At 39.1% G+C, this 11,481-nt stretch carries 8 protein-coding genes; 1 reads left to right on the top strand and 7 read right to left on the bottom strand.

The annotated features are described in order from the left end of the window. Positions 1-305 precede the first annotated feature (305 nt). From AXF23_RS02490 to AXF23_RS02480, 3 genes are all read right to left on the bottom strand, one after another. Positions 306-1,847, bottom strand: coding sequence for a hypothetical protein (locus AXF23_RS02490; protein ID WP_146156722.1), 1,542 nt, complete (start codon positions 1,845-1,847; stop codon positions 306-308). Positions 1,848-1,884: 37 nt separating this feature from the next. Then, positions 1,885-2,106, bottom strand: coding sequence for a hypothetical protein (locus AXF23_RS02485; protein ID WP_089366854.1), 222 nt, complete (start codon positions 2,104-2,106; stop codon positions 1,885-1,887). Between the two features lie 254 nt (positions 2,107-2,360). Further along, positions 2,361-2,549: a hypothetical protein gene (locus AXF23_RS02480; protein ID WP_107624181.1), complete on the bottom strand. Its 189-nt coding sequence runs from the start codon at positions 2,547-2,549 to the stop codon at positions 2,361-2,363. Between the two features lie 1,443 nt (positions 2,550-3,992). Between AXF23_RS02480 and AXF23_RS15785 the strand changes: the two genes are divergently transcribed. After that, positions 3,993-4,187 carry a hypothetical protein gene (locus tag AXF23_RS15785; protein WP_146156721.1) on the top strand — a complete coding sequence of 65 codons (195 nt, stop codon included), beginning with the start codon at positions 3,993-3,995 and terminating at the stop codon, positions 4,185-4,187. A gap of 552 nt (positions 4,188-4,739) precedes the next feature. On the opposite strand, the gene AXF23_RS02475 is transcribed toward AXF23_RS15785, so the two are convergent. From AXF23_RS02475 to AXF23_RS02460, 4 genes are all read right to left on the bottom strand, one after another. Then, positions 4,740-5,390 (bottom strand): hypothetical protein, encoded by a 651-nt coding sequence (locus AXF23_RS02475; RefSeq protein ID WP_107624180.1) that lies wholly within the window; start codon positions 5,388-5,390, stop codon positions 4,740-4,742. A gap of 696 nt (positions 5,391-6,086) precedes the next feature. After that, positions 6,087-6,719 carry a hypothetical protein gene (locus AXF23_RS02470; RefSeq protein WP_199222153.1) on the bottom strand — a complete coding sequence of 211 codons (633 nt, stop codon included), beginning with the start codon at positions 6,717-6,719 and terminating at the stop codon, positions 6,087-6,089. A 300-nt stretch (positions 6,720-7,019) separates the two neighbouring features. Next, on the bottom strand, positions 7,020-7,682 hold the full coding sequence (locus AXF23_RS02465) for a ParA family protein (protein WP_009010307.1): 663 nt from the start codon (positions 7,680-7,682) through the stop codon (positions 7,020-7,022). Positions 7,683-8,273: 591 nt separating this feature from the next. After that, positions 8,274-8,960: a hypothetical protein gene (locus AXF23_RS02460; protein WP_107624179.1), complete on the bottom strand. Its 687-nt coding sequence runs from the start codon at positions 8,958-8,960 to the stop codon at positions 8,274-8,276. Positions 8,961-11,481: the final 2,521 nt, after the last annotated feature.

The raw sequence follows: 11,481 nt of genomic DNA, 5'->3' as shown, positions 1-11,481 counted from the left end.
CTTATACCTCATATAATAATACGCAAAAAGCATTGGGGGCAGTGTGCACTTCCGATACTGTAAGGGGTGAGTAGACTAATCTATTACCATCTATCTTTTATATATCACCAACTCATACCACATAACAAAAACCTGCCCCCAAAACGCTACGGGAACGTTAGGAGGCAAGAAAACGAAAATTAAATTACCGAAGTGTTAATATAATGCTTTATTAATGTAAGTATCACATAAGTTGATAAAGTTCTGAAAGTTTGCTTTTCTTTAACAAAGATCTAATTTACTCCAAAGAACTTAGGCATAAATCATTATTGAGCAGTCCACGTGTTAAAGCCATAAAGTCTTTGATATCTAATAACATTTAGATTAGTACTTCTAAAATGCAATAGATATGATTCTACAAATGGAGTATCCATATATGTTGACCGAGACCAATACCAACCACCATAAGTGATTCCGTCAAAACGTCCTTCAGGATTACCATAATAACCAGCACTTGGTAAAAAGAAATAATCACTAAGATTGGTTGGCTTTCCTTGTGTAGGAGTTTTCATTAATGACATATCTGTATTAGAGTGTACATAATCTATTCCATCTGGTGCTTTCACAGAACTAAAACCTGGTATATTATTTCTATGCAACAACCAAAGTCCTCCAATATAAAGATGTCCTCGCATAGACCAGAGAGTAACTCTCTCAAAATGAGGATTCCCCCTATCGACATACCATGCTATTTCATTAACATTTGGACAGTTCGCACAAGAATTAGTTGCTTGTGCAGGATAATGAGCTGAGTTATAATATCTATTTACATCAGTAGCAGTAGGGTAGCCACTTGCAGATGCTTTATTAAGATATGGCTGTACACCTTCATGTCCCAACCAATAATGAGATTGTGCATCCCACATATAATATTTCAAAGAAGAATAATCCTCTGGAGTAAGGTTAGCAGTAATATCATTTATCTTACCCTCCTGACAATTATAACTTGCAATAGTCTTAACGATATCGCCCTCAACATTGGTAGCAGGGTCCTTAATCGTATAAGTGATTGTAAAGTTATAGGTACCAGGTGCAACAACCATATAAGCTCCGTTAGTGGCGAGAGATGAAGTGGTTGTATTTAGTGAGAAGTCGCTTGTATTAAGCGTAACGGTGTTTGAATAAGTCTCACCTGCCTTCTGTGCAAGGCTTCCTGTAGAGAAGTCATACTTACCTGCGATAGGCTGATCGGCTGTTACCTTAATCTTTGTCAACTTGATATTTGGACCAAGGTCGGTATTCATACAACGTGGTACGAAGCAGAGGTAACTGGCTTTATGGTTGAGTGTAAAGGTGTAATTACCATTGCTGCCTGTTGCTGTTGCAGTACCGCAATCACCTGATGTACCAAGATGGCTAAAGTCGTTGGCTGTGGTCTGTGTCTGTGTGGTTGCAATGGTCACAGTGTTAGCGTCTGTACCATTCTCACCTGTATAACGCACCTCGCGGTTGTTCAATGTAAATGAACCAGAAGCAAGACTGAATGTTGCTTTTGCTTTATTGGATGGGTTATAAAGATTAGCCGCACCACTCTGGTGGAAAGTATTCGCATCGTCCTGTACGAAAATCTTATCAGCTAACGTCCAGAACACCTTAGCATCGCCACCAAGTGTATAGGTAGCTGTTGTACGTGTCAACGCACGTGTATCATCACCTGGCTGTGAACCATCAAAAGTAGCAACTCCCTTAGTGGTATTCTGCTTTGCATTGTCCTGCTGTGCGGTGTCTTCACTTGAACAAGCCACAACAGACAGAGCAGCTACTGCACACGCAGCAAATTGCGTTAGTTGTTTCATTGATTTATTCATAATTATTCCCTTTTTGTTTCTTTAGTTACTTAATTTATTAATCCCATAAATCGCTTCTTCTCGTTGAGACCCATGAAGACTTCTCCTCTTCCTCATCCTCTTCATTGTCCATCCAGACCGGTGCCTGCTTGGCATCGCCAGCTTGACTACCATGACCAATAGTTCCTGCAGAACCACTTGCCTGATTCATTAAAGTCTCAATTTCTGTGCAGACAAATCCACACGCAGGCTGTGCGTAAGCCCTCTTTACCTTTTCCATAATTTTCATTTGAGTTTAGCGATACACCTTCGTGCATCATGTTTATTTTATTCTACTTTTGATTATCGTTATGAGTTGATTATTTGTTGGGGTTATCGTCTTACTTTCCCACCACTTGTTTGCCTAAATTCTCTATTGCCATCAAGCAAACAACACACGAAAAAAGACAAAGGGAAATCACTACAATTCCTTTGTCTACATGGGTTCACACGGCGCTCCTCGCGCGCACGCGTATGAAGAAAGAAGTGGGGAGGTTAGGCCTGGCCTATGAGAGAGAGAGAGAGAGAGAGAGAGAGTACACAATTATTTGGAACTACCAAATAATTCTCGCTCTTTTTTCTATCTTTTTTTGTTAAAGAATCTATTACGCCACAGAATGTCTGTGCACCTCTTGTGAGGAGGTCACATCCAATAGCCGTAATAATATTCTTTATCATTTCCATTTGAAATACTGGTTAATTTTAACTTAACTGGGTGCAAAGATAAAAATAAATATTAAATCCCACAAAGAAAAGGCAAAGAAAAATTAAAATAAAAAACTTACTCTTCTCTCAAAGCATGGAGAGCAAAGGCTTTCAACGCAAGAATGGATTTATTACACATTACTACAAGAAAAAGTTTTATTCTTATTTGCTGTCACTTTTAACATTTCGTGTAGCCCTACTGTGTTCTAACGAGTTAGATGGAGGCAATGGCTGACAGGAATGACAGGAAACTTCGTTTTGACTGAATAGCATTGTTAAGACGGTGTTAACCGAGGACAGGGTAAGGAAAGAGACAGGGTAACAAAGTGAACAGCTTGTAGACAGGGTACGAGAAGAGACAGGGTAACAAAGTGAACAGCTTGTAGACAGGGTATGAGAAAAGACAGGGTAACAAAGCGAACGGATTGTAGACAGGGTATGGGAAGAGACAGGGTAACAAAGTGAACGGATTGTAGACAGGGTACGGAAAGAGACAGGGTAACAAAGCGAACGGATTGTAGACAGGGTACGATAAGACAAAGTAACAGGGTTAACGCCTTTTGGCGGAGTAACAGATTTCTATAACCAAATTAATACTGTAAGGGGTGAGTAACTTTATCTATTACAATCAACCTTATATATTTCTCCAACTCATACCACATAACAAAAACTTGGGTATTCAGAGTTTGGGAGTGATAATGATTCGCCTAAGCATAGGTCTCTGACGAAATGTCACACAGAGAAATGGAGACTACGGAGGGTTATTAAAACAAAACATTGGTAGCCACGAAGGCACCGTCGGTGCGTGGAACGACGGAGATTGTTTGCCTGTTTTATTAGAGATTCTATGCTCAAAGCATTTATCTCAAGAGTTATTAGGAAGCTGTATGCTACGCCTCCCACGCTCTGTGTGCCCCCCTCCGTGACATAGCATTTACCTCCCTCTCTCTTTGTACCATCCCCACCTCCGTGACATAGCCTTTATCTCCATCCTCTCCGTAACTCTGTGTGCCCTATTATATAAGCATTTTAGTTTAAGGAAGAACTATAAATAACTGGTCAATTCGTAAACTACCAATACTGCACTACGAATTTCTCTAATTGCGCGAATTCTTATTGCTAAATAATTCGTGCCATTCAAGAAATTTGTAGTTCAAAGGTCAAGGTTTGCAAGGATTAGTGTCATTCGAGGAATTCGTAGTTCAAAGTATCACAATTCGTAGTCGTCATTTGAATTTATTTTACTTTTTGGTTTTACAGAACGTGGAAACAGGGTTCAGAATTCATGGTCTCAGAGCCATCGTAAGTCTTTTTCTATCAGACAGTTGAAGACGTGTGGTTTAGAAGATGCTTACTAAGGGTTCAAAAGGGCGTTAGCAAGGGGCTTAAAGGGCGTCTTTTGCAAGCTAAAAGGGCGTTAACTTGAATGGTATTAACGCCCTTTTATTTTCAAGCAATGAATTATCTTTACAAAACAAGATGATAGAGGAAGAATGGTTAGCTGTTTATTTGTTACCGATGTTAGCTGTGGCTTTATCACCGAAGTTAGCTGTGGCTTTATTACCGAAGTTAGCTGTGGCTTTATCACCGAAGTTAGCTGTGGCTTATCGATGCTAATAACTTGTCTACTCGTCAACTTGCCTACTCGTCAACTACCACTCATAATTATCGATGTTAACTATGATTTATCGCTACAAGTAACTCGTCTCTCGTCAACCTGTCTACTCGTAAACTACCAACAAAGCACTACGAATTTCTCTAATTGCGCGAATCCTTTTTGCTAAATAATTCGTGCCATTCGAGGAATTCGTAGTCGTTAATCGTACAGAGCATAAAGTTCAATGTGCAAAACTCAATGCTCAAAGGTTAAAATAATTCATGCCATTCGAGGAATTCGTAGTCGTTAATCGTACAGAGCATAAAGTTCAATGTGCAAAACTCAATGCTCAAAGGTTAAAATAATTCATGCCATTCGAGGAATTCGTAGTCGTTAATCGTACAGAGCATAAAGTTCAATGTGCAAAACTCAATGCTCAAAGGTTAAAATAATTCGTGCCATTCGAGGAATTCGTAGTCGTTAATCGTACAGAGCATAAAGTTCAATGTGCAAAACTCAATGCTCAAAGGTTAAAATAATTCGTGCCATTCGAGGAATTCGTAGTTCAAGTCTCAAAGGCCAAAGTTAACTGTCGTATCTTGTGTGATTTGGAAGGTTTGCCTCTCTGGAATTATCTTTATCACATATACCGCACCTGCTTTGAAATTAAAACTCATCTCTTTTTTGTAAATAATCTTACGTATAGAGCGGTGAGCCATAAAATTATATTCATAGTATTCAAACGCTACGCTGTGTCTTCCTGCAGTAATAAAACGTCCATCAAACCATGAGAAACTTACGCCGCGACCATAATTGATATCATCAACCCTGCTTATTGAAACACCCATATTCTTAGATCCTTCATTCCACGAGGGAAGGAAAAGTCTGCTATGATTAGGATTACGACGAAGCCAAACACCTTTGTCGTATCGAAAAATACCTACTATCGCTGCTATCAACAGCAGAAACACTCCAATACATAGATATATCTGCAGAGAGACAGAATGGGTTAATCTTAATTCGCTATCAAAGGACACCAAGCAAAAGAGCGTACCGAAGTAACCTACTCCACTTATGAACATCCCCAAGAGAGCTCTTGCAGAAAGGGTGGTAACACTCGGGAATGAACGAACTGGGGAGAAACGATAGTAAAGATAATTAACCGTATAGATCAGTCCTAAAAGCCCTAAGAGAAAAACAGTACTTACAATCAATGACTTCATTCAGTATATTCCTTTATGCGATGAGGGCTATTAAAAAACAATTCATAATCCTTTGGTAATTCATAATTCATAATACGTATAATTATTCGAACGAAGTTCTCATCAGTATGCCATTATTATGAAAACTAATGTAAACTGTGGTCTATTGCTACAAATAACTTGTCTACTCGTAAACCTGTAAACTCGTAAACTACCAATACAGCACTACGAATTTCTCTAATTGTGCGAATCCTTATTGCTAAATAATTCGTGCCATTCGAGAAATTCGTAGTTCATACCTCAATGTTCAAAGGTTATAAACATTCGTGACATTCGAGATATTCGTAGTTCAATCTCAATGTTCAAAGGTTATAAACATTCGTGTCATTCGAGGAACTCGTAGTTCAAACCTCAATGTTCAAAGGTTATAAACATTCGTGTCATTCGAGGAACTCGTAGTTCAATCTCAATGTTCAAAGGTTATAAACATTCGTGTCATTAGAGAAATTTGTAGTGCTAAGCTCACAAACATTCGTGACATTCGAGAAATTCGTAGTTCATACCTCAAAGGATATAAACATTCGTGTCATTCGAGGAATTCGTAGTTTCAACTTAACCACAAGGGTTAGTTCGCATTTCACTCCCCCCTCTTCGGCGAAGAGGGGGAGCCAGTTGGGCCTACTATTGTTCTGCTGTTTTGTTCTTTTATTATAGTTCTTACAGTAAGCTCTCACCAAAGATTGCGTTCTTGATATCCTTCTCGTGTTCGAAGACGAAGCGGGCAACGATGGCACTCAGTAGGGCTGTTGAAGGGAGCTTCACACTCGTAGCAGACTTCAGACGGTCGAGGACGCCCTTGAGATCGGAGTCGATATAGACCGTGGCCAGACGTGAGTCGCGTGCTTTATAGTCGCGTGCCAGGTCGAGGAAAATCTGCCAACTGTCCTCACCGCTGTCCTTTGCGAGTGAATACTCACGTGCGAGCTGTCGGCCTTCAGCCTTTGGTAGCTTCTTCGCAGCCGGTGCGGTGCGGTCCTTGCGGTCGACTGCTTCCTGCTTGGGCTCTACCCGACGGAACGAACTTGTAGGGGCCGTTGGTGCTGCTGCTGGCTCATCAACATCTGCAATAGCTTCAGCATACTCCTCTGGCTGCTGTTCCTCAACCTGAGAACGCACCTCCTGCTCAACGTTGTTCGTATCATACTGTACAGGCTCGGTAGCCTCCTGCTCATCCATCGCCGTCTCTTCTGAATTAGTAATAGGATTTGGTCGTGGTCCTTTCTGTACCCTATGCGCCAAGTCGGTCATCGCACCTGGCATCACCACCATTGTTTTCTTCTTCTTAGCCATTGTATCTTTGTTTCTTTGTTTTTACTTTGTTATATATAAACGTGGACTTATCATTTCCTTCTTTTGATATGTCCTTTCGTCATCCTCTCTCCCCTATCGCGCCCTCACGAAGTCTTTTTCGATTAGTATTGTCTAACTACATTTGTCCAAACAACCTTATTGGATTTTATTTATCTAACCTGCTTTCTTAGACATCATTTATCTAATCTGCGTTATTAGATCTCGTTTATCTAACCTGTTTTATCCAACTTCATCCCGTTAGGCACTCCCCCTCTTTCGGAGGGGGCTGGGGGGAGGTTTTTATTTCATCCTCCTCAGCATATAATCAAACGCCTTTTTAACAGCGTCGCGCTGCGTACCCAGCAGCTCGAAGGTGTTTGTGCGTTTCAGTGTTGCACGGCTATTGACGACGGGTGTGACAAGTCCGAAATTGCCAAACACCTCATCTGTTCGCCGCCACATCTCCTGCTCCTCAGCCGTACCGATACGTGGGTCGATGCGGTTGGGGACGAAGAAGAGCTTGGCTGACATCTGTGGGTTATGCTCGCGTAGCACGTTGAGCACCTGCACGAAGACGCCCGTTGAGTCCAGCGCCTTGTCCTCGTATTCGTAAGGACAGACGATGTAGTCGGCCCCCACGAAGAGTGGTGCTAAACCGTCTTCGCTGATGTTACCAGGCGAGTCGAATAGTACGTAGCCCTCTACCTGAGAGGCTGAATCAACCAACGACTGCATAGTCTCGACATCTGTCACGTCGAAGTCTTGCACATTGTAAGGCTCTTCTTCGCCCTCGTAGATGAGCTTGTCCTTCCGACGCTGCATCAGAATAGTCTTCTGCAAGTCGGTATCAATGATACAAACGTCCCTACCCTTTGCAGCAAGATAGTTGGCAAAGAGTATACACAACGTGCTCTTCCCTACTCCACCCTTCTGATTTGCGAAAACGATCTTCTTATTCTTCATTGTTTATATATTTATGTTTTTACTTTTTTCCGTACTTGTCTATTTACGTATCTATGCTTTCGAATATTTATATTTTAGCTCTTTAAGCTATTTACGTATATATATTTCAATCGGATTACATATCTGTCTTGTCACTCTTCGATGTTTTGTATCTCCCGAGCCTGTCTCGAGGCTCATGCCGCCTAATGTGGTCCAAGAAAGCTCCTTTTTATGGTTTTTATCCTTAAGAACAGCTATCTGAGGCCTTATTGCCTCTCTTTCCCACTTTTTAGTCTACCTTTTTAGAAGCCGATAGGCTATCTTCTTATTAGCCTTATCAGTCCAATATGACACATTAGGCCAATATTATAGACTAAATAAAAGCCAATTGGTATTCTTCTCCTTACTTTTTGTCACATCTACCCACCTTTAACCCCTCTCATTTTGTCGATTTTCTCAACCACTCGTGTCCCTTCCCACAAATACTCAAATTATGAGCCTCTATTATTAAAGATTTCCTATACTATCAGCATCGGACGTCATCAAGAGTGGGGTAGGGGAGGGGCAAAAATGCGATTAGGTCCTACTACCTTATTAATAATGAGCTTTCTGTTAGTCTGCTGCAACCATTGTTCTGCGCAGAAGGCAGTAAGGTGCTAAGCCAAGAACAAAGCTAAGGATAGAAACAATCGTACCGTAGGTCGTTATCTGGTCCATCGTAACACCGCCCACATTATTATATATATAGCCGTAAACCATGTTGGCGAGCGAAATTGCCACGTCACATCCTATCAAAGAAGCACCGTAAAGACGGATTCTCCCAGCATATTTCACAATTAATTGGATACAGAGAACGAGGTTGGTAAGGAAGAGTACAAGACCACAGGCAATTGAGAAAGTTGAGAACTTGCTTAAGGCTACTCCCGATACCCCGCTGCTCATCTCCTCTGGCGTGCATAAGAACATAGGGAGATTGGATGCGGCAGCAATCAAGAACGTTAGGACCATCACAACGATGACCGCCAATTGTGCAGTGAAATGCTTGTTACGACTCAGACACCTGCGGAACACCTCCAACATTGTTAACTCTGTCGCGAGAAGTGCAACGGCCTCTATCACTTGAATCATGGAGCTGCTCTGAAAAGTAGCAAAGGCCTGAGTGATCAATCCCTGTCCCTCATTGGGGGCCGACGTCCAGTTGTCTATCAGACTGAGACCACTAAAAGCAAGGTATAAACCCATACTCCAATTCAGTACTTCACCCGCCTTAGATGAAACCGAAAAAGTACCTAATTTCATATATAATTATATTAAAATAGATTCAAACAAATACACACATAATGATGTGGTTATATTTTTATACTTGCAAATATACGCCTAATTATTGAAAGAAACAAATACATCTAAACATTTTTAATGAGAAAAATAAAAAGACAAGTAGGCATAAATACAATAAAATAAATACTCTTTTAAGTCTTAATCTTTATATATATTTATGTAGTTACACATCTAATAAATTTATAAAACTATCGATTAAAAACTAACAAAATATTAGGAAACAATCAAAAAGATACTCATTAAGGAAAATATATTTATATATTTACTTGTTTACAAACATATATCCTGCAACTGAAATAGATATATATTTAATTACATGTATAATAGTATAATCAGTCATATACATAAATAAAGAAACAGTTATATACGTATTTAAGGGAAAAAGAGGGTATCTTCAGCGAATAAAGGGAAAACCTCCTTCACGAGTTATGAGCATTCAGAATGATAAAAACTGAGAACAAAGAGTCTATAAAAAAGTAAGACAAGAGTAGAATGAGAGGATTAGATTAGCGATAGAATGGGGTAAAAATACATTCATATATATAGTTGAATATATAAAAATGCAGAATACTCTAAATCAGAGAGTAACAACTAATTATTTCTAAAAAAACATGCAAAGCGGTCGTACAAATACAAGATTCAAACAAAGAAAAACAGCAAATTTAAGCGATTTCATCGGACTAAAACGAAAATAAAGACTGTAACGAGGAAGTCAGCAAATAAACATCTATAACTAAACCTATAACTTTTAGCCAAAGAAAGAAGTAAAGATATAAATAGTGATTTAGATAGATATATATAATTCTTACAATCAATAGGTTACAAGGATAGAACTGTGAAAAGCGTAGGAAACGGTTAAAAAGAAACAAAAATGCTTTAGCACAGTGACTAAGAGATCCCTCTCCAAATTACAATAAATGCGAAAAGTGGAGCGATGAAACCATGAAAAGAGTCAAAACGTGGGACGACAAAAACAAAAGTAGGGGAGGGTGGAGAACTAACTCGGCGCCTGTTGAAAAGAAAGAACACCTAAATTATCAAGAAAGAACAAATCCAAATGTATAAAAAAAGACGTAAAAAGAACGACGTAATGAGTAATATTGTGTAGGTAATAAAAGCATATATTTGTATATATGTTTATATATTAATCGCAAATGAAAACTAAGTTTTGCAGCTTAATATATATTTATATAGTTAATTAAATATGGTATTATATATACTATTACGTATTTATATATTTACTGAACATAAACCATTAAATACAATAATCTATACTTATATAAATAGTGATTTATATTATTAAACAATAAAACAAAAGTCTACTTACATAAATAAAAAGCAAAAATAAAAACAAAGTAAGTAAACAAGCAAATCATTAAAGGACTAAAAGTATTTTTATATACTTAGATAATAATATGAAAATATGTACAGATAAAGACATAAATAAATGGTTTTGTAATAGACAATAGGGATAGAATAGAGCAAAAAAATAAGGTCAACACTTAACGAAAATATGCTTTCGTAGAGGAGAAATAACAAGGAAAAGCAACGATGAGAAAGTGCGACAAAAAAGTGAAAAAGGGACAGGGTAAGAGGAGACAGAGTAACAGAAGGAAACAGTAACGATGGTTGGGTGGGGGAGGTGAGAGACAGGATAAAAAGAAGACAGAGTAACAAAAGAAACAGTAACGATGGTTGGGTGGGGGAGGTGAGAGAGTGGATAAAAGAAGACAGAGTAACAGAGGGAACAGTTGTGACGGGTGAAATGGATAGGAAAAAGGCTGCTTAAAAAGGAGACAGAATAACAGAAGGAACAGTTGTAACGGGTGGGATGGATAGGAAAAAAGGCTGCTTAAAAAGGAGACAGAATAAAAGAGGGAACAGTTGTAACGGGTGAAATGGATAGGAAAAAGGCAGCTTAAAAAAGAGACAGAATAACAGAGGGAACAGTAGTAACGGGTGAGATGGATAGGAAAAAAGGCTGCTTAAAAAGGAGACAGAATAAAAGAGAAAACAGTTGTAACGGGTGAGATGGATAAGAAAAAGGCAGCTTAAAGAGAAGACAGAATAACAGAGGGAACAGTAGTAACGGGTGAAATGGATAGGGAAAAGGCTGCTTAAAAAGAAGACAGAATAACAGAGGGAACAGTTGTAACGGGTGAGATGGATAGGGAAAAAGCTGCTTAAAAAAGAAACAGAATAAAAGAGGGAACAGTTGTAATGGGTGGGATGGATAGGAAAAAGGCAGCTTAAAAAAGGGATAGAATAACTCTAAATACCTCTGTCAGCTCTTTGGATGCACAAAAATCTGTACTAATTGACGAGACAAAAACGAGTAATTATTTTATGAGATAATAAACAAGAAAAGCACTGAACATTTCCTTCTCTCACAGAGTTCACAAATAAACAGAATTGACAGAGGAGTTGCACAGAACCCTAAAGGTGACAGAAATCACAGAGACTAAAGGACTGTGGGAGGAAT

It is taken from the genome of Prevotella sp. oral taxon 313, from assembly GCF_003043935.1.
GTDB lineage: Bacteria > Bacteroidota > Bacteroidia > Bacteroidales > Bacteroidaceae > Prevotella > Prevotella jejuni.
The sequence above is the reverse complement of the archived record's forward strand: the minus strand, read 5'-3'. Positions and strand labels throughout refer to the sequence as shown.

What these genes read in the sequence shown, in the direction of transcription:
- AXF23_RS02460 (WP_107624179.1), bottom strand. Translation starts at nt 8,960, where the DNA reads ATGAAATTAGGTACTTTTTCGGTTTCATCTAAGGCGGGTGAAGTACTG.
- AXF23_RS02485 (WP_089366854.1), bottom strand. Translation starts at nt 2,106, where the DNA reads ATGGAAAAGGTAAAGAGGGCTTACGCACAGCCTGCGTGTGGATTTGTC.
- AXF23_RS02465 (WP_009010307.1), bottom strand. Translation starts at nt 7,682, where the DNA reads ATGAAGAATAAGAAGATCGTTTTCGCAAATCAGAAGGGTGGAGTAGGG.
- AXF23_RS02490 (WP_146156722.1), bottom strand. Translation starts at nt 1,847, where the DNA reads ATGAATAAATCAATGAAACAACTAACGCAATTTGCTGCGTGTGCAGTA.
- AXF23_RS02475 (WP_107624180.1), bottom strand. Translation starts at nt 5,390, where the DNA reads ATGAAGTCATTGATTGTAAGTACTGTTTTTCTCTTAGGGCTTTTAGGA.
- AXF23_RS02470 (WP_199222153.1), bottom strand. Translation starts at nt 6,719, where the DNA reads ATGGCTAAGAAGAAGAAAACAATGGTGGTGATGCCAGGTGCGATGACC.
- AXF23_RS02480 (WP_107624181.1), bottom strand. Translation starts at nt 2,549, where the DNA reads ATGGAAATGATAAAGAATATTATTACGGCTATTGGATGTGACCTCCTC.